At 35.0% G+C, this 18,522-nt stretch carries 18 protein-coding genes and 1 riboswitch; of the genes, 8 read left to right on the top strand and 10 right to left on the bottom strand.

The window, feature by feature from the left end:
* Positions 1–77 precede the first annotated feature (77 nt).
* From YQ22_RS00270 to YQ22_RS00295, 6 genes are all read right to left on the bottom strand, one after another.
* The gene (locus tag YQ22_RS00270) at positions 78–887 is read right to left on the bottom strand and encodes a mechanosensitive ion channel family protein (protein WP_058103028.1); all 810 of its coding nucleotides are present in this window, start codon (positions 885–887) and stop codon (positions 78–80) included.
* 161 nt (positions 888–1,048) lie between these two features.
* Positions 1,049–1,588 carry a DUF4252 domain-containing protein gene (locus tag YQ22_RS00275; protein WP_071342436.1) on the bottom strand — a complete coding sequence of 180 codons (540 nt, stop codon included), beginning with the start codon at positions 1,586–1,588 and terminating at the stop codon, positions 1,049–1,051.
* A 61-nt stretch (positions 1,589–1,649) separates the two neighbouring features.
* A complete protein-coding gene (locus tag YQ22_RS00280) occupies positions 1,650–2,192 on the bottom strand; it encodes a DUF4252 domain-containing protein (protein ID WP_058103030.1) in 543 nt (180 codons plus the stop codon).
* Positions 2,193–2,298: 106 nt separating this feature from the next.
* Positions 2,299–2,853, bottom strand: a complete 555-nt coding sequence (locus YQ22_RS00285; RefSeq protein WP_058103031.1) for a DUF4252 domain-containing protein — start codon at positions 2,851–2,853, stop codon at positions 2,299–2,301.
* 1 nt (position 2,854) lies between these two features.
* Complete coding sequence (locus YQ22_RS00290; RefSeq protein ID WP_071339597.1) at positions 2,855–3,292, bottom strand: hypothetical protein; 438 nt, start codon at positions 3,290–3,292, stop codon at positions 2,855–2,857.
* Positions 3,279–3,788, bottom strand: coding sequence for an RNA polymerase sigma factor (locus YQ22_RS00295; RefSeq protein WP_071339598.1), 510 nt, complete (start codon positions 3,786–3,788; stop codon positions 3,279–3,281). The genes YQ22_RS00290 and YQ22_RS00295 overlap by 14 nt, the downstream gene beginning before the upstream one ends.
* Before the next feature lie 221 nt (positions 3,789–4,009).
* Here YQ22_RS00295 and YQ22_RS00300 point away from each other — a divergent pair, with 221 nt between their 5' ends.
* Both YQ22_RS00300 and YQ22_RS00305 read left to right on the top strand, forming a co-directional pair.
* Positions 4,010–5,536, top strand: a complete 1,527-nt coding sequence (locus YQ22_RS00300) for a S41 family peptidase (protein WP_071339599.1) — start codon at positions 4,010–4,012, stop codon at positions 5,534–5,536.
* Between the two features lie 27 nt (positions 5,537–5,563).
* Positions 5,564–7,033 carry a S41 family peptidase gene (locus tag YQ22_RS00305; protein WP_071339600.1) on the top strand — a complete coding sequence of 490 codons (1,470 nt, stop codon included), beginning with the start codon at positions 5,564–5,566 and terminating at the stop codon, positions 7,031–7,033.
* Between the two features lie 185 nt (positions 7,034–7,218).
* Here YQ22_RS00305 and YQ22_RS00310 read toward each other — a convergent pair whose 3' ends face one another.
* Together YQ22_RS00310 and YQ22_RS00315 are read right to left on the bottom strand one after the other, a co-directional pair.
* Positions 7,219–8,637 carry a DUF5074 domain-containing protein gene (locus YQ22_RS00310; RefSeq protein WP_083414152.1) on the bottom strand — a complete coding sequence of 473 codons (1,419 nt, stop codon included), beginning with the start codon at positions 8,635–8,637 and terminating at the stop codon, positions 7,219–7,221.
* A gap of 2 nt (positions 8,638–8,639) precedes the next feature.
* A complete protein-coding gene (locus YQ22_RS00315) occupies positions 8,640–10,466 on the bottom strand; it encodes a TonB-dependent receptor plug domain-containing protein (RefSeq protein ID WP_071339601.1) in 1,827 nt (608 codons plus the stop codon).
* Positions 10,467–10,499: 33 nt separating this feature from the next.
* Positions 10,500–10,706, bottom strand: a riboswitch (cobalamin riboswitch).
* 46 nt (positions 10,707–10,752) lie between these two features.
* Here YQ22_RS00315 and YQ22_RS00320 point away from each other — a divergent pair.
* From YQ22_RS00320 to YQ22_RS00345, 6 genes are all read left to right on the top strand, one after another.
* Positions 10,753–11,925 (top strand): ABC transporter substrate-binding protein, encoded by a 1,173-nt coding sequence (locus YQ22_RS00320; RefSeq protein ID WP_335626377.1) that lies wholly within the window; start codon positions 10,753–10,755, stop codon positions 11,923–11,925.
* Entirely contained in the window at positions 11,926–12,957 is a 1,032-nt protein-coding gene (locus YQ22_RS00325; protein ID WP_071339603.1) for a FecCD family ABC transporter permease, read from the top strand. It abuts the gene before it with no gap.
* 84 nt (positions 12,958–13,041) lie between these two features.
* Positions 13,042–13,755 (top strand): ABC transporter ATP-binding protein, encoded by a 714-nt coding sequence (locus tag YQ22_RS00330; RefSeq protein WP_257786208.1) that lies wholly within the window; start codon positions 13,042–13,044, stop codon positions 13,753–13,755.
* A gap of 112 nt (positions 13,756–13,867) precedes the next feature.
* Positions 13,868–15,229, top strand: a complete 1,362-nt coding sequence (gene rmuC, locus YQ22_RS00335; RefSeq protein WP_071339605.1) for a DNA recombination protein RmuC — start codon at positions 13,868–13,870, stop codon at positions 15,227–15,229.
* A 20-nt stretch (positions 15,230–15,249) separates the two neighbouring features.
* The gene (locus tag YQ22_RS00340; protein ID WP_058103042.1) at positions 15,250–15,615 is read left to right on the top strand and encodes a hypothetical protein; all 366 of its coding nucleotides are present in this window, start codon (positions 15,250–15,252) and stop codon (positions 15,613–15,615) included.
* Between the two features lie 25 nt (positions 15,616–15,640).
* Entirely contained in the window at positions 15,641–16,186 is a 546-nt protein-coding gene (locus tag YQ22_RS00345; protein ID WP_058103043.1) for an acyl-CoA thioesterase, read from the top strand.
* On the opposite strand, the gene pgl is transcribed toward YQ22_RS00345, so the two are convergent.
* Both pgl and zwf read right to left on the bottom strand, forming a co-directional pair.
* The gene (gene pgl, locus YQ22_RS00350) at positions 16,167–16,892 is read right to left on the bottom strand and encodes a 6-phosphogluconolactonase (RefSeq protein WP_071339606.1); all 726 of its coding nucleotides are present in this window, start codon (positions 16,890–16,892) and stop codon (positions 16,167–16,169) included. The two genes, YQ22_RS00345 and pgl, sit on opposite strands and share 20 nt — an antisense overlap.
* A 32-nt stretch (positions 16,893–16,924) precedes the next feature.
* Entirely contained in the window at positions 16,925–18,457 is a 1,533-nt protein-coding gene (zwf, locus tag YQ22_RS00355) for a glucose-6-phosphate dehydrogenase (RefSeq protein WP_058103045.1), read from the bottom strand.
* Positions 18,458–18,522 lie beyond the last annotated feature (65 nt).

An 18,522-nucleotide genomic window follows, 5' to 3' on the forward strand; every position in this document is an offset into this window, starting at 1 on the left:
ATATGAGACTATCGAATAAAATTAAAAAAGCCCGTTGAGCAAGTTCAACGGGCTTTTTATTAACTAACTAGACTATATTATTTATTAATTTGAACTTCATGTGGGTAAGGTATTTCTATACCTGCACCATCTAATGCTTTCTTAGTACCTTCAATAGTGGCAAAGTAAACATCCCAGTAATCTTCTGGCTTACAGAAAGGGCGTACGGCCAAGTTTACTGAACTATCTGCCAATTCAGATACATTTACAGATGGAGCCGGATCTTTAAGCACTTTTGGATTAGCTTCTAACATTGCCTGTAACACTTCTTTTGTTTTCTGTAAATCAGAACCATAATCTACACCTACTGTTGTATCTACTCTAATTTTACCTTCTGCCGTATAGTTTACAATGTTTCCGTTTGCCATTGCACCATTAGGTACAATTGCCAATTTATTTTCCGGGGTTATTAGTTTGGTGGTAAAAATCTCTATTTCCTTTACACTACCCAATACACCCTGAGCTTCAATTAAATCACCTATTTTATAAGGTTTAAAGATGATAAGCAATACACCGCCCGCAAAATTAGAAAGTGACCCTTGTAACGCTAGACCAATTGCAAGACCAGCCGCCGCAATAACCGCTGCAAAACTTGTTGTCTCTACTCCTAACGTTGAAATAACGGTAATTATCAAAAATACGGTAAGTGCCCATTTCGCCAAATTCAGTAAGAACTTTCTAAGCGACTCATCATACTGTTGCTTGGTCATTCCTTTATTTACAACTCCTATCAATTTCTTGATTATCCAGGAACCAATAATATATATTAAAAGAGCTAATATAATTTTAGGACCGTATTCCATAGCTAATTCAATCCCTTTGTCAATCCATACTTGTGTTTTTTCCATTTTTAATGTTTGTTTAGGTTGTTATTTAATTGTTCTCATATATTATGACACCAATTTTATTGAATGGTCACATTAAAAATAACTGATGCTCAATTTTACAGCAAATAAAAACCCGTTACGTAAACGTAACGGGCTGTTCTTAAACAAAATAAAACTTGCTCTTAACCTTTTATTAAATCGCCAAGTTGTTCTAAACCTTTACCTTCAAAATTAGATTTCTCCATTGCCTGAATTAATTGAACAAAACTGGTCGGATTCATGTCATCTCCTAAAACACGAACCAAAACAAGTCCTTTCTCATCGTTATCACCGTAAATAATAACCTCATCAATAGTGTCTCCATCTTCCTTTAGCTGTAGAGTCGCCTTACCAAAAGGGGTATTCATTTTCATCAGCTCACTATAATCTGAACCTTTCAGTATTGATTTAATAGTCTTTTTTTGTACCAGATAATCTGCTTCGTTATCAGGTTTTTTTTGAAATGCCAAAATATTCAACTTCTTAAGGGAAGAAGCCGCTTCTTTTTCAGATGCACTCAAATTTGCCTTTTCCAAATTCAATAAGCTGGAAGGCAAATCAAAAGACATAAAATTCGGATTCTCTGCATTGGCAATATAATATTCTTGTAAACTCTGTTCAGATGAACACGATGACATGGTTAAACCAAAAATTACAACCATCATCCAATATACATATTTCATACTATGTTTTTTTTTAGGAAAAAGGTCCCCTAAATATATAGAAGACCTTTTCATTAAACTTTTACTTTCCAGATGCTTTGTTCAAATCCTTTGGCAGATCCATTTTACTAGTCAATGTTCCTATTTTATTTAAATCTATATCTCCTGTAAGACTTACAAGTACGGTTTCAAGTTTTCTACCGTTATGACCAACATCTACATTTTCCAAACCACTAACGAACATTAACAATTCTGAGACATGGTCTTTCTTTTTGCCGTCTTTTATATAGAACTTTACATTTACATCTTTATCCTTGACCCGCATTAATTCTTCTAGTTTAGAAGATTTCAGGTACTTCTTTACCGTAGATGACATGTCCGCAGATACGCTTGCATCTTCAGTCATAAAGACCTTCACATTTTTTAATCCGCTGGCTATTTCCATAAACTCTTGAGCCTCTTTGTCATCACTAAGATTTCCAAATTTAGATACAAGGTCTATCATACCTTTATTTACTATTACGGACCCTACGTTATCCATATTTTCATATTTATCGAATACGGATTGTGAAAAACCCAACGCGGGTAAAATTGCCATTAAAAATACTACTGCTACTTTTTTCATGATTGTTGATTTTAAATACCTTCACCCGTTACAGGATCTGGTGATTGATGAATTATTGACTTATAATTAAGCGTGCCCTGTAAAATATAACACGATTAATTAATTTTTAATTTCCGTTTTTAGCTGCTTTACCCAGTTGGTCACCACCCGGCAAATCCATTTTATCGGTCAACTTAGATACTGACCTTAAATTGATATCTCCGGTCAAGGATAACAGGACTGTTTCCAATTTCTTACCATTTACATCTATATCCATGTCTTTTAACCCTGTTACGAACATCAATAGTTCTTTAACGTGATCACTGTCCTTACCTTCTTTTACATAAAACTTTACATTAGAGCTACCGTCACGTACTCTCATCAACTCTTCAAAAGAAGAACTCTTAAGTCTATTGGTTACCCAACTATCCACGTCTTTGGAAATTGCCGCATCTTCAGTTGTGATTACCTTAAAACTGGTTATGGAATTTACTAACTCAAAAAATTCCTTTGCCTCCGGATCGTCTGAACTTACACTCATTTTACCCAACATTTGAAACATTTTGGGCTGCATGGCAACAAAGGTTACCTTATCATTATCCTCATATTTTTCAAAAATATCTTGAGCGTTAATTATTACCGGGGCTAACACCAACAGTGTTAATACTAGTATCTTTTTCATTTTAATTACTTTTCGTTAAAAATTTATTCGTTGTCTTTTCAAATTCATTTAAATGGTTCAGTTGCTCTGTACCCTTATTAAAATTCATTGCCAATAAGGCCAAGGCCTCTTTTGCAGATGCTATTTCCTCTGGGGTGTACTCATCTGCCAAAGTAACCGGAGGTGGTGTAGGTTCATAAAAATATAGCCCTACCATAAAGATTGCAATTGCAGCAACGGATGCCCATTTCAAATAATTTTTTCTAGGTTTTAATGGCACCTGCTTTGTAAAGCGCTCTTCTTTTGCTTTTGTGAAGTAATTGAACAAAGGTGCATGCTGCTCTAAATGCGGAGCAATGTTACCCTCTGAAAAGTACTTCCTAAGTATTTCTTCTTCTGCAATCGTTGAGGTCGCATCAAAATACTTTTCTATTAATTTTTCTATGTTATGCAATTCCATAATTATGCTTTTCCATTAATTTTTCCCTTACGGTTTTTCTTGCTCTGGACAAAGCTACCCGTATGGCCGTAGGTTTCATATCCAATAATTTTTCTATCTCTTCATATTCATATTGTTCAACATCTCGTAATTGTAATACCATTTTCTGCTGCTCAGGTAATTCTGCCATAATTCTCTCAACCCAATCAATACTATCTTTTGCCTCTAATTCGCTTTGCAAAGATGTACTGGCATCGGTATAATTACTATGTACCAATTTTAAATTTCCCGCTTGTTTAGATTTTAAACGATCTAAGCAAAAGTTCTTGGTCATGGTCATGGCAAATGCCTCTATATTATTATAACTTTCCATTTTATTCTTTTTTGACCAAAGCTTAATCAGTATCTCTTGAGTTGCATCTTCTGCCTCTTCTGTAGACACCAACAACCTTTTGGCCATACGGAACAACTTATCCTTAAATGGTAATACAATATTTAAAAACTCCGTTTGTTTCATTTTGGTTTGGCTGTCTGTAACCTTTCTTACAGGTTTACAAAAAGAAGACGACGCTGAACGATTTTTGTTACAATTAATTTTTATTTCCTTGACTTGTAAGTAAATTTAACATCCTATTACTAATTATATACGTACTTATTTAAACTTCTGTTTTCGGTATAGTTTATGATGGCTTATAAATTGGCTAAAGCAGTACACTTTAATTAAAATTAAAAATAACTATGAAAAAATTTTTCTTGTCCCTCCTTTGTCTAGGTCTTATTACAATGTCATGTAGTAATGATGATAACGACCCCGTAGTTGAAGAAGAAGAAATTGAAAATCCTGAAGAGGAAGAAGAAACGGTAGAAGTTGACATTGAAGTCCAAAACTTTTTTTGGCAAACACTGAACCTTTATTATTTCTGGCAAGGAGATGTACCAGATTTAGCAGATGATCGATTTGATACACAGACTGCTTACGAAGAATATCTAGCAGAAAATGATGATCCGGTTGCTTTATTAGAAAACAAATTGTTGTTTTCCGAAGATAGATTTACCTTTTATAGCGATGATTATACCGAATTGGTAAACAGTTCTGCAGGTATTTCTAAAAGTAATGGTCTACAATTTGGTTTAGGTCTTATCTCTGGTACCGAAGACGTATTTGGTTTTGTAGAGTACATTGTAAAGGATTCTGATGCTTCGGGCAAAGACATTAAAAGAGGCGATTTATTTATTGGGGTTGATGGTCAAACATTAAACCTTGATAATTATATAGAATTACTTTTTGGGAATAATGATACCTACACACTTAACATGGCTGATATTGTTGATGGTGGCATAAGCCCTAGTGATAAAAAAGTAACCCTAACCAAAACTGAAGGATTAATTGAAAATCCTATCCATGTAAATACCGTTATTACATCTGGAGACAAAAAAATTGGATACTTAATGTACAACCAATTCGTATCTGGATCTGAAGATAACCTTAATTCAGTTTTTGCGGATTTCATAGCACAAGGTGTAAATGAACTGGTATTGGATTTACGTTATAACCCAGGTGGTAGAGGATCTACTGCCGCTGTTTTAGCCAGTTTAATCAAAGGCACCAACACCAACGACCTTTTATTTAAAACAATCTATAATGCCAAATTACAAGCAGAATTTGATAGTAGTTTAACGGATAATTATTTTGTTAGCACCACCGGTACTGCAGATGGTAATTCAGGTGCGGCACTGAATACATTAAATTTAAATAAAGTGTATATCATAGCTACAGAAGCTTCTGCATCTGCTAGTGAATTAGTGATGGTTGGTTTGGAACCTTATATTGATGTAGTACATATAGGTGGTACTACCGTTGGTAAAAATCAAGGCTCTGTACTATTTGTTGATGATCCAGAAGGTGGTAATGTCTATGACCCTGAAAGAGTTGACAATATTAATCCTAATGTACAGTGGGGACTTCAGCCAATAATAAGTAGGGTTGAAAATAGTGCTGGCTTTTCTGACTATGTGGATGGATTAATTCCTGATATTGAACTTTCAGAAGATGTTACCAACTTAGGAGTTTTGGGTGATGCAAATGAACCTCTATTGGCAAGAGCCATACAGGAAATCAACGGTAATGGAGCTAGAAGAAATTTTGATGTGATTTTACCAGCCAATGTTGTTTCTAGTTCAAAACTATATAACCCGAGAAATACAACACTATTATTGAACAACAGTGTTCCTGTTGCTAAAATACCTGTATCTGAAAAGAAATAAAATCAAAACATTTTAGTTACACTTAGTATGAAGAAGATAATAATAGTGTTTGCTGCCGTACTAGCATTTTCATGCTCAAAAGATGATGATCTTTCATTACCCAATACGGTAGACCCAGATGGCTCTGCAAATGTAGAAGTACAGGATTTCATGTGGAAGGCCATGAACTTTTGGTATTTCTGGCAAGCTAACGTAGATGACTTAGCAGATGATCGTTTTGAAAATACGGAAGAAGGTAGAGCTGAATACACCGCATTTTTAGATTCTGAAGATGACCCTGCATCATTTTTCGAGAATAAACTACAATATATAGAAGACAGATTTAGCTTTTTTAATGAAGATTATCGTGAGCTTACAAATTCGTTGGCAGGTATTTCTAAAAGTAACGGCCTGGAGTTTGGTCTTGTCCAATTTCAAGATAGCGATGAAATTTTTGGATTTGTTCGCTACATTATTCCCAATTCCAATGCAACCTCTGCCAATATTCAACGTGGAGATCTGTTTACCGGAGTTGATGGCCAAACATTGACCATTGACAATTACATTGATCTACTTTTTGGCGATAACGATACGTATACCTTGAACATGGCAGACTTTGAGAATGGTAATATTGTTCCCAACGAAGAAGAGGTAACCTTAACAAAAGAAGAAGGTCTGGCTGAAAATCCTGTTTTTCTTTCCAAATCTTTTACCATTGCCGGGGAAAATATTGGCTATATCATGTACAACCAATTTACCAATGAATATGATGACGACCTGTACGCGGCAGTTCAAGATTTGAAATCTGCCGGTATTACCAATCTAGTTATGGATTTACGCTACAACCCTGGTGGATCTGTAAATACTACAAGATTATTAGCCAGTATGATTTATGGCACCAACACATCCGATATTTTTCTTAGAAAGAGATACAACGATAAACTACAAGAACAATTTAATGATAGTCAGTTAGAGGTATATTTTGCCGATAAGATTAATGGGGAGACCATTAATTCTTTAGGCTTTAACAAATTATATGTTATTACATCTGCTAGTTCTGCTTCTGCCAGTGAATTATTGATCAATAGCTTGGAGCCTTATATAGATGTTATTCAAATTGGTGATGTTACCAGAGGTAAAAATGAATTTTCCACCACATTGGTAGATGATAGGGAAAACTCATATTTATACACACCCTCAAGAGTCAACAATATCAATCCAGACAATCAATGGGCAATACAACCCTTAATTGGCAGGAATGAAAATGCCGATGGTTTTTACGACTTTACAAGCGGTTTACAACCAGATTATGAGTTGAAAGAAGATTATAGCAACCTTGGTATTATTGGGGAAGAAAACGAACCTTTATTGGCAAAAGCCATTGAGGTAATTACCGGTACTACCGGTAAACGCGACTTTACGGTTAAATACCCCATCAATATTATTAGTAGTTCTAAGGAAAATAGTTTGATGAGCGATAAGATGGTGGATGATACCGTTTATGATTTGGAGTTTTAACTTATTCCAATACCTTATTTAAAGCATTGGCTTTAATATTGCGCTTTTAAATACAAGATTACCTGAAGCCAAAAAACGAATTAAAAAAAGCTGAACAATGATACTATTGTTCAGCTTTTTATATTATCAAATTTTACAATAATCTGTTATTTAGACTATTGAAAATTGTACTTTTTAATTAGATTTTATCTTGCTGCTGTTTCATTAAAATATATACCTCCTGGAATTATAGAAACTGTTTTAGAAGCCAATAAGTTATTATCTGATAAATCATAAACCTCTAAAGAGCCATTGCTGACAAAATCTTTGGCATCTACCCCATAAAGTTTACCATCAATAACAGCCATATCATAAAAATTAAGACCTTCAATTTCCGCAGTTGTTGGCAATACACTTGTTGTAGTATCCATAGCATACACAGACCCTCCAGAATAATAATAAAGAGTAGCTCCATCAATTTCTAAATTACCTGGATGTTCCGTAAGTGCATAATTCATAGTTGTTGTAACCGTATTATCCGTAGTATTAATATAATCTATTTGTCCGGCAGTCTCATTTCCGGTCCAAGATGGATTTCCACTTGATAACACCCAAAGATTTCCACTAGCATCTAATTGCATTGAATTAGGGCGATCTCCTACTGTAATGGTCGTAGTAACCGTATTGGTGGTAGCATCAATTACAGTAACCCCGTTATTTTGATTAAAACCTCCTTGAAGCGCTACATAAACGGTATTATCCTTCACTATAATTTTCTCTGGCCCTTCCGCAACTGAAATAGTAGATTCAACGGTATTTGTTTCTAAGTCGATCACAGCAACATAATCATCATCAGGATTAGAACCGTCTCCCCAATTTGTAACATATCCTTTACCATTAGCTATTGCCATATAACGAGGGTTTAAAAAATCTGTCTCGCTTGGCCCTCCAATTGTGGCAACAGACTCAAAAGTATAACGATTTACAACTTCTATCTTCTGGGAACCATTCATTACTATATAAGCCATATTTTCGTAAAAGGACATACTCTGTGCATTGTCCCCTAATGCATCTGCATTATTTACTGTTTTAAAAATATCGTTTTCCACAGTGGCTAAATCATCCGAAACAAAAGAAATAGAAGCATTTCCTTGCATAAAATTTCCTTCATGAGAAACCAATATCCCATTTTCAAATGGGTAAGAATCATTATCCGTAATTGTTACTATTAAAGAACTATTAGCTCCCACAATATCCTCTTCATTACTAGTAGATGTAATAGTAAAAATTACCTCTTCTGAAGATTCCACCTCCGTATCATCAATTAAAATTAAACTTTCTTGTATTGATGTTTCCCCTGCCGGTAAAACCACCGACCCTGATAAAGATTGATAGTCCTCCCCTTCAGTGGCTGTTCCTGTTACTTCATAATTAATGGTTACATCCATAGCATTTACGCTTGTAGTACTGATAGTAATTCCTACTGTTCCTTCTCCCTCATCATAACTATCTTCTGTTGTAGCTATTCCTATTGTTCCCGGTGTTGGCATATCATCATCATCACTACAAGATGTAAGTATAAATGAGGCTAAAGCCGCTGTTAACATAAAGTGTTTCAATTTCATTTTTAAAAATTTAATATTAATTGTGTTTGTATATTTCTGTTGGGCATAGGACGTAATGCTACGTTTTCGTAATATGTATTAAACACATTGTTAACAGTAACTCCTATGGTATATTTTAAATCTTTTTTCAATATATCCGCCGTATAAGTTGCCCCAAGATTTGCTACTTGATATTCTTTCAATTCCCCTCCAACAATAGATACAGAACCATTATACAAATGCTGATAAAACAAATTTAAGTCTGCTATTCTATATTCTAACGAACCGTTTGCCGTATGGAATGGCACATAAATTAACTGTTCATTAGTACTCTTATCTTCTGAGACGGTATAGGCATAATTTGTCTTAATCCCTAGATCTTGGTTTTTACCTAAAGAATAATTTGCTTCTATTTTTGCCTCGGCTCCGTAAATTTCAACATCGTCTATATTTATAGGAGACCAAACCCCTTCATTATTGGGCAACCATTTAATCATGTCTTTTGTTGAAATATAATACCCGTTATATTGCATAGAGACAGCCCCAATATTTAAAACATTCCCAAAATCTAACTGGTATGATTTTTCAGGAATAAGCTCTAAATTTCCACCTGGTTGCCAATACAAATCATTGAAGGTGGGAGTCCTAAAATTTTTTGATGCATTTATCTTTACCTGGTAATTGTCCGTAAGACTATAACTACCATCGAACGAAAAAACCAACGGACTTGAAAAATCTGAAGAAAAGTCTTGCCTAACACTCAAATTATAGGCTATTGTAGATGAAATAATATGTTTTAATAGGGCCGTCGCAGAAAAATCATCCCTTTCTGGACTTCCAAAACTATCCCCCGCGCCTTTATAGTTATTAAATTCCAAAAAAGAGTTAAGTCTAAAAAATTTAGAAATCTTATAATCCAGAGAATATCTTGCTAAAAAATTAGACACCTTCCCAAAGGAGTAAATAGCTGCATCTTTATTCTCAAAATATTTATACTCTTCTTGCAAGTAGGCTAGTTTTATTTTAGATATCGCTTTTGGTCCATAACTCCCCCACTCTAACTGAGTTCTATACTGGTTATCTTTATACTTACTTCTACCTAAAACCACCAAGTTTCCCGACAAATTTCTATCACTAATAAAAGTTTGATGGTATAACTTTAGTATCTGATTTTCAGAAAGAACATAACCTATATTCCAATTTAAATTTAGATTATTAAACTCGCCATTTTTATTCTCCTCACCGATGTTTAAATACTTATAGTTATTATCCGATGCATTACAATTAACCCCTAAACTGTAGGATATTAATCGGCTACCATAACTCTGATTAAAATTTATTTTTTTTGTTTTATAACTTCCATAACCAATAGAAACTTGATTATCAAAGTGCTCTTTAAATAATAAATCGCTATTTAAATGAATACTACCGCCTATAGCTCCTGATCCATACTGCACGCTTCCACCACCACTACGAATGCTAATAGAATTGTAGTTAAATGGGTTTATGGTATTAAAATCTACTTGTCCGTTTAACTGTGAGTTTATATTTATACCATTCCATATAACTGCGGTATGAGACGCATTGGTTCCTCTAAAAGCAGGAGAAGAAACCATTCCAAATCCATTCTCTTTAAAATAAATGTTAGAATTAAATGCCAGTAACGAGGTAAGAAATCCGTTAGTACGTTGTATTATACTATCTTGTAATACAGTTACTTTATACCCCTCAGCATACTGCTTAACTCTACTATCGGACACCACAACTTCATCCAACTTTAAAATGGAATCTCGTTGTGCATACCCAACTGTAGCACAAAACACTAGTACTATTGAAATTAACTTTTTCATCACAACAACGACTTTTTACCCGAAAGTCCATGCATTTAAATTAAAAATATGGCAGGTCTCCTGACTTACGTACTACTATTCACCTTCCCATTAAACTAATAACAGTGGTACCGAAGAAATAGTAGCCATCTTTAGAACAAAGACTAAGCTTACAGTTGCGGGAACAGCTCTAGATTTTCACTAGATTCCCTTTTAATTTCATTACAAAAAATAATGAAAACCAAAATTCATGACGAAAGTAAACATTTAGTTTAATCTTTCTAAGTAAACTTTTATAATACTACTTTTGAAAAATAGACGAATTACTACCATGTTAAAACACTTGCTTTTTATTAGTTGCTTTATTTTGTTCTGGGGATGCAAACAGGAGAAAAAAGAAGCATTTCCCAATCAAACCACGGTTAATAGGACATCTATACAATATGCGAATGGTTTTGAAATTCAAAATCAAAGCAACGGTATTACCATTATCAGGGTACTAAAACCTTGGGCAAATGCCAAAACTACATACACCTACGCTTTGGTTCCTAAAGAACTACAAGCAAGTGTCACTTTAAACAAAAATGAATATGACGCCATAATTTCAACACCTGTTGAACATATTGTGGTGACCTCAACTACCCATATTCCCGCATTGGAAGAATTAGGAGTTTTAAACCAACTTATTGGCTTTCCAGATACCAAGTACATTTCTTCTACAGCAACAAGAAAATTAATAGATGCCGGTAAAATTAAAGAATTAGGTGTCAACGAAAGTATAAATACCGAAGCTGTCCTGGCATTGCAACCAGATTTAATCTTTGGCTTTTCGATCAACAATGGCAACAGCACTTATGAAACCATACAACGCGCTAATATCCCCGTAGTTTACAATGGTGATTGGGTAGAAGAAACACCCCTAGGAAAAGCGGAATGGATTAAATTCTTTGCTCCTTTTTTCAACAAGGTCCAAGAGGCAGATGCCATCTTTAATGATATTGAAACATCCTATCTAGAAGCCAAAAAACTAGCTGCCGGAGCAAAAAATAAACCTACCGTTCTTAGTGGTGCCATGTACAATGATGTTTGGTATTTGCCGGGAGGCAAAAGCTGGGCAGCGAATTTTTTAAAAGATGCCAATGCACAGTATTTATGGAATTCTACCGATGAAAACGGAAGTCTTTCCTTAAGTTGGGAAAGTGTGCTAGATGTTGGGCAACATGCCGAGTATTGGATAGGACCTGCCCAATTTTCCTCTTACCAAGAAATGCAAGGCGCAAGCGAGCACTACATGAGATTTGATGCCTTTAAAAAAAGAAAAGTATTTACTACGGCAAATACAAAAGGAGAAACAGGTGGCACGTTATATTACGAACTGGCACCACAAAGACCTGATCTAGTTTTAAAGGATTTAATTCATATTTTACACCCTGGTTTGTTACCCAACTATACACCATACTTTTTTAAACCCCTGCTTTAATTGTTTAAACAAACTACATATAGCCTACAGTTCATTTTACTTTTAATTCTATTAATTGTTTGCCTTTCCATTAATATTTGTCTGGGATCTGTTACTATTCCTTTATCAGATACTTTTAAAATTATGTTTGGCTCTACACTTAAAGAATCTTCTAGCTATTATATTATTTGGGAGTATAGGCTACCAAAAGCAATTACGGCCGTTATGGTTGGTGGTGGTTTATCATTAAGCGGGTTGTTAATGCAGACTTTATTCAGAAACCCTTTGGCAGGACCTTACGTTCTGGGCATAAGCTCTGGAGCCAGTTTAGGAGCGGCAATTTTAATAATGGGCACTTCACTATTCTCGGCAGTCTTCAGTTTTTCCGCTTTTAACGACTTTACACTTGCAATTGCATCTAGCCTTGGTAGTTTTTTAGTTTTATTCTTGGTATTGATTGTGGCCGCAAAGGTTAAGGATACCATGGCATTGTTAATTATTGGTCTAATGTTCGGTAGTATTACTGCTGCCATAGTTAGCGTACTATCTTATTTTACAAAGGCCGAAAAACTACAGCAATATATATTTTGGTCCTTTGGCAGTTTAGGAAATTTATCTTGGCTACAATTAAGTATCGTTGCCTTATGTACGGTTTTAGGAATTACGCTTAGCATTGTTTCCATTAAGCCTTTAAATGCATTATTACTTGGTGAGAACTATGCAAAAAGCTTAGGCATTGCTCTAAAAAAATCGCGATACATTATTATAGTCGCCACCGGACTGCTTGCAGGATCAATTACGGCATTTGCCGGTCCTATTGCATTTGTAGGTCTGGCGGTTCCCCATATCACTAAACAGATATTTCATACGACCGACCATAAAATTCAAATTCCCGCTGTACTTATTTGCGGAGCCGTTTTAATGTTGTTATGCGATACTATTGCGCAATTACCAGGTTATATGAGTGTTTTACCAATTAACGCCATTACAAGTATTTTTGGTGCGCCAGTAGTTATATGGTTACTGTTACGTAAAAGAAAAATGATTTTTTAATTAAAAACAGGTATTATTAATAAGAATACATCAAATAGCACATTTCTTGTCAACGACCTTGATATTGGTTATGATGAAAACATAGTGGTTTCTAACATTTCATTTCATTTAATGAAAGGGGAACTTGCTGCTATAGTTGGTGTAAACGGTATTGGCAAATCTACACTGTTACGTACCTTAGGTAATTTTCAACCAAAACTTTCTGGATCCATACAAATTGAAGGAAAAGAACTTACAGACTATAGTGAATTACAAATTGCATCTAAGGTCAGTGTCGTTTTAACGGAACCAATTGCTTCTAAAAACTTATCTGTGTATGAGTTATTGGCGCTGGGCAGACAACCTTACACCAATTGGTTGGGTAAATTGACAGCTAATGATACTGCCATTATCAAAAAAAGTGTTGCACTCTTAGCTCTTGAACCGTTATTATCCAAAAAATGCTTTCAGCTTAGTGACGGACAATTGCAACGTGTTCTTATTGCCCGTGCCCTTATTCAAGATACCGATATTATTCTACTTGATGAGCCTACCTCTCATCTGGATCTTTATCATAAGGTATCTATTTTAAAACTTCTGAAGTCCCTTGCGCACAGCACAAATAAAATTATTTTATATACCAGTCATGAAATTGAATTGGCTATTCAATTATGTGATAAAATGCTGATTTTAGACGGAGGCAACAATGCTTTTGACCAACCATGCAATCTCATAAAGAACAAGAATTTTGATACACTATTCCCTAACGATATGATTTCTTTTGACTCCAATACGGGCTCTTTTAAAATCAAAAAATAGGTTTTTCAACATTTATAAGAAATTAAAGCAGGTATGTTAATTAAAAACAGACCTGCTCTTTTAAACTTTATTGAGCAATCAAGTATCTTTACATGATTACTGCAGTGCACATATGAACGAGATTTACATTTACTTAATTATCGCTATCCTTTGTCTTGCCATTGGATACTTCTTAGGTAATTACATTCAGTTTCTAAAAACAAAATCGCGCCAAAGCACTTTAGAGGAACGAGAGCAGCAAATGTTAAACAACCTTTCTGTCTTTCAGGATAGATTAAAGGAAAGTGAAAACCAAAAATTCAAATTACAAACGGATAAAGAACAGCTGGGAAACCAAATAGTGCGTTATCAAGCTGATTTAGATAATTTACGCTTAAAGAACAAAGAGCAGAAAGTGGAAGTAGAAAAGCTTCAAGAAAAATTCACAAAGGAGTTTGAAAATCTTGCCAATAAAATATTGGAAGAAAAGAGTTTAAAATTCACGGAACGTAATGAGAAGAACATCAAGAATATTCTTACTCCCTTAAATGAAAAAATTCTTCTGTTTGAAAAGAAGGTAGAAGAAAGTCAGAAAGAGAATATCAGTATCCATTCCGCTTTAAAAGAACAGCTACTACATTTACAAACCCAGAACATTAAAATTACCCAAGAAGCCGAAAATTTGACCAAGGCATTAAAGGGTGATAGCAAGATGCAAGGAAATTGGGGAGAATTGGTATTGGAACGCGTATTGGAGAAATCTGGTCTAGAGAAGGATCGCGAATATATAGTTCAGCAAAGCTTTAAACGAGAAGATGGTAGTCGTGTGCTACCAGATGTCATCATCAATTTGCCCGATGGTAAAAAAATGGTAGTCGATTCTAAAGTATCTCTTACCGATTACGAACGCTATGTTAATTCAGAAGATGATTTTAAGGAGAAATTCTTAAAAGACCATATAAACTCCCTAAGAAGGCATGTAGACCAATTATCCGCCAAAAAGTACGAAGACCTTTATGAGATGGAGAGTCCAGATTTTGTATTGATGTTCGTTCCTATAGAACCTGCGTTTGCAATAGCCATAAACCAAGATAGCTCTTTATACAATAAAGCATTTGAGCAGAACATCATTATTGTTACCCCTTCTACCCTTTTGGCTACTTTACGTACTATAGATAGCATGTGGAACAATGAAAAGCAACAACGAAATGCCATTGAAATAGCAAGACAAGCAGGTGCTCTTTATGATAAATTTGAAGGTTTTGTAAATGACCTGACCAAAGTTGGTAAAAAGATGGATGAGGCCAAAGGTGAATACCGTGGAGCAATGAACAAATTAGTAGAAGGCCGCGGTAATATTGTTACCAGTATAGAGAAGCTGAAAAAAATGGGTGCCAAAGCAAAAAAATCAATTCCTGAGTCCATCCTAAATCGTGCTAGCGAAGATGATGAAAATGAAGAAGAACCTATAAAAACATTAGATAACAACCATTAATTCAATTTTAAATTAAACACATGAAAAAAATAGTATCATTACTTTTATTGGGCATAGTACTCATAGGAGCTCTTTATTATGCCTTTATCTACTTTGTAACCTTCAGTGAAGGTGTTAGATCTGGCGAACTTATTAAAATAAGTCACAAAGGGGTATTAGTGAAGACTTGGGAAGGCGAAATAAGCCAAGGAATCTCTGGTGCTCAGATATTTTCATTTTCGGTATTGGACAAAGACAAGGAAGTTATAGACAAGTTAAAAGAATATCAAGGGCAATATGTAAAAGTAAGTTATGTTGAGCGCTATGCTACCTTCTTTTGGCTAGGAGACACTAAATACTTTATTACAGAGGTTCATGCAGAAAAATCTCCTCATTTTAGAAATTAAATAACCACATTATAGCGAGAAGTTTATGGAAAAGTTCAAAAGCGTAAAAGAATCAAGAGTTTCTATAACAGAATTGATGCTGCCGTCCCATTCCAATTTTGGGGGCAAGGTACACGGTGGCCATATATTAAACTTAATGGATCAAATTGCCTTTGCCTGTGCCTCTAAACACTCACAACAGTATTGTGTAACAGCATCGGTAAATCGCGTAAACTTTCTAAACCCTATAGAAGTAGGAGAATTGGTAACCCTTAAAGCCAGTATTAACTATACCGGCCGTACTTCTATGGTGGTTGGTGTTCGTGTAGAATCGGAAAACATTACCTCTGGTACCAAAAAACATTGCAACTCATCTTACTTTACCATGGTAGCCAAGGGAACAGATGGTAAAAATGTTCCCGTGCCCGGTCTTATAATTTCAGATGATCAAGGGGTCAGAAGATTTGCAAGAAGCAAATACCGCAAACTAGAAGCTCAAGAAAGAGACACTAAATTCGAGTCAAAATCCTTTAACTCTCAAGATTATATCAAAGAATTGGAATCTGAAAATATTAAGATCGATATGAAGTAAGAAGCTTTGCCGCGGCAGCATCTAAAAACCAGACCAAGTCTTTTGTTTTAGGTGCTACGTGACTTGCCGGGTATTCTAAATAACCTTCTTCCCTATCAACAATTACCTTTACTTTCTCTGCCTTACTTTCGCCGGTGACCAAAAATGCTACTGTTTTAGCATTATTGATTATCCTACCCGTAAGAGATACTCGTCTTTGACCGGATTCTGGGTGAATAGCGACTTCGCAATTATCCGGTGATACCCATAAATTGATTTCATGTGGAAAAATAGAAGCTGTATGACCATCATCTCCCATACCTAAAATAACCAGATCAAATTGTGGTAAACCTAATTCCTTTGGCAGTTCTTCCTCCAATAATGCACCGTAACGCTTAGCTTCTTCTTTTGGATCTTCCTCACCTTTAATTCTATGTATATTTCCCTCTGGAATAGCAACCTTAGAAATAAGGTGTTCTACTGTCATTTTATAGTTACTTTCAGCATTCGTGGGTGCCACACACCTTTCATCTCCCCAATAAAAATGAATGTTGTTCCAATTAATATCCTTTGAAAATTGTTCAGCAAGAACGTCAAAAACTATTTTTGGGGTGCTTCCACCAGATAAGGCAATATGTAAAGCCTTCTGAGTACCTGATTTTTCAATTAAGTACTTAGAAAACTCTTCCGCTACCTTGTTTTTATTTTGATATACTTTTAATTCCATTTTATTCTTTAATATTATTTCTTGCGCTTTGACTAACAAATAACACAATAGCCAGATTCATCTGCCAGATTCTCGCTTGGATTACGCCATTCGCCTACACCTTCTATAAGATCATTTGCGTTTTCAGGTCCCCAAACACCAGCTGCATAACCGTACATTTTTACATCCTTACCATTTTTCCAATACTCTAAAATTGGATCTACAAATGCCCAAGCAGCTTCAACTTCATCTGCCCTTGCATATAGGGTTGCATCACCCTGCATTGCATCTAATAGTAATCTTTCATAAGCTTCCATCACATGAGTTTCGGTTAAACTAGAATAGTAGAAATCCATATTGGCACGCTCTACTTCAAAACCTTGACCTGGCACCTTTACTCCAAATTTAATTAGAATGCCTTCATCGGGCTGTATTCTAATAATTAATTTATTGTCTTTATTGCTAATACCCGACTCTTTGAATATTTGATGATGTGGTGTTTTAAAATGTATAACAACCTCGGTCACTTTGGTAGGCATACGTTTGGCTGTCCTTACATAAAACGGTACATCTGCCCAACGCCAATTGTCCACAAAAAACTTAATTGCAGCAAAAGTTTCTGTCGTGGAATTTTCATCTACGCCCTCTTCTTCGCGATATCCCTTTACTTCTTGACCATCTATTTTAGAAGCAACATATTGTGCTCTTATGGTATTATCAAAAAGCGTTTTCTCATCGTTCATTATTTTTAACGACTTTAACGCTTTTAACTTCTCATTTCTAATTTCTTCGGCATCGGCACTTAATGGCGGCTCCATAACGATCAAAGCTACAATTTGCAATAAATGACTTTGAAACATATCTCGTAATGCCCCAGATTTATCATAATAGCCACCTCTTTTTTCAACACCCACGCTTTCAGCATTTGTAATCTCCACATGGTGTATATAGTTTCTGTTCCAAAGAGGCTCAAAAATACTATTGGCAAAACGGGTTACCAGTAGATTCTGTACCGTTTCTTTACCTAAGTAATGATCAATTCTAAAAATCTGATTTTCCTTAAAGTAAGTATGTAGTCCGTCATTTAATTCTTTAGCAGATTGTAAGCTATAACCAAATGGTTTTTCTACAATTAGTCTACGCCAACCATTAGAATCATCATTCAATCCTTGATCGGACAAGTTTTTGGCTATTGGCTCATATAAACTTGGTGGTGTTGAAAGGTAAAATATATGATTTCCGTTCGTACCGTATTTCTGATCTAAATCCGAAATTCGTTTTTCCAATCGTTCATATGATGTGTCGTAATCAGAACCTAAATCTTCATAAAACAATTTTTCGGCAAATTTTTGAATATAATCCTCATCAAACTCCTTTCGTTCATCTTCTAGATAGGGACTTTCTAAAACTACCTTATTCCTAAACTTTAAATCGCCCAAATCACTCCTACTAACGCCAAGTACCACAAAATTTTCAGGAAGATCATTTCCTTTATATAAATTGAATATGGCAGGTATCAGTTTTCTTGCCGTTAAATCTCCAGATGCCCCAAATATTACGAGCATATGATTTTCTGTCTTTTTCATTATAGGTTGAAATTCTATTTATTTGTAAATATCTTAAAAAGTAAGCCATTATTAGGCTTGTTTAA

It is taken from the genome of Maribacter sp. 1_2014MBL_MicDiv (genome assembly GCF_001865655.1).
Lineage (GTDB): Bacteria > Bacteroidota > Bacteroidia > Flavobacteriales > Flavobacteriaceae > Maribacter > Maribacter dokdonensis.

Coding starts and splice junctions, on each gene's coding strand:
- YQ22_RS00310 (WP_083414152.1), bottom strand. CDS start 8,637: ATGAAATTGAAACACTTTATGTTAACAGCGGCTTTAGCCTCATTTATA.
- YQ22_RS00270 (WP_058103028.1), bottom strand. CDS start 887: ATGGAAAAAACACAAGTATGGATTGACAAAGGGATTGAATTAGCTATG.
- YQ22_RS00275 (WP_071342436.1), bottom strand. CDS start 1,588: ATGAAATATGTATATTGGATGATGGTTGTAATTTTTGGTTTAACCATG.
- YQ22_RS00300 (WP_071339599.1), top strand. CDS start 4,010: ATGAAAAAATTTTTCTTGTCCCTCCTTTGTCTAGGTCTTATTACAATG.
- YQ22_RS00315 (WP_071339601.1), bottom strand. CDS start 10,466: ATGAAAAAGTTAATTTCAATAGTACTAGTGTTTTGTGCTACAGTTGGG.
- YQ22_RS00295 (WP_071339598.1), bottom strand. CDS start 3,788: ATGAAACAAACGGAGTTTTTAAATATTGTATTACCATTTAAGGATAAG.
- YQ22_RS00340 (WP_058103042.1), top strand. CDS start 15,250: ATGAAAAAAATAGTATCATTACTTTTATTGGGCATAGTACTCATAGGA.
- YQ22_RS00285 (WP_058103031.1), bottom strand. CDS start 2,853: ATGAAAAAGATACTAGTATTAACACTGTTGGTGTTAGCCCCGGTAATA.
- YQ22_RS00290 (WP_071339597.1), bottom strand. CDS start 3,292: ATGGAATTGCATAACATAGAAAAATTAATAGAAAAGTATTTTGATGCG.
- YQ22_RS00305 (WP_071339600.1), top strand. CDS start 5,564: ATGAAGAAGATAATAATAGTGTTTGCTGCCGTACTAGCATTTTCATGC.
- YQ22_RS00345 (WP_058103043.1), top strand. CDS start 15,641: ATGGAAAAGTTCAAAAGCGTAAAAGAATCAAGAGTTTCTATAACAGAA.
- rmuC (WP_071339605.1), top strand. CDS start 13,868: ATGAACGAGATTTACATTTACTTAATTATCGCTATCCTTTGTCTTGCC.
- pgl (WP_071339606.1), bottom strand. CDS start 16,892: ATGGAATTAAAAGTATATCAAAATAAAAACAAGGTAGCGGAAGAGTTT.
- zwf (WP_058103045.1), bottom strand. CDS start 18,457: ATGAAAAAGACAGAAAATCATATGCTCGTAATATTTGGGGCATCTGGA.
- YQ22_RS00280 (WP_058103030.1), bottom strand. CDS start 2,192: ATGAAAAAAGTAGCAGTAGTATTTTTAATGGCAATTTTACCCGCGTTG.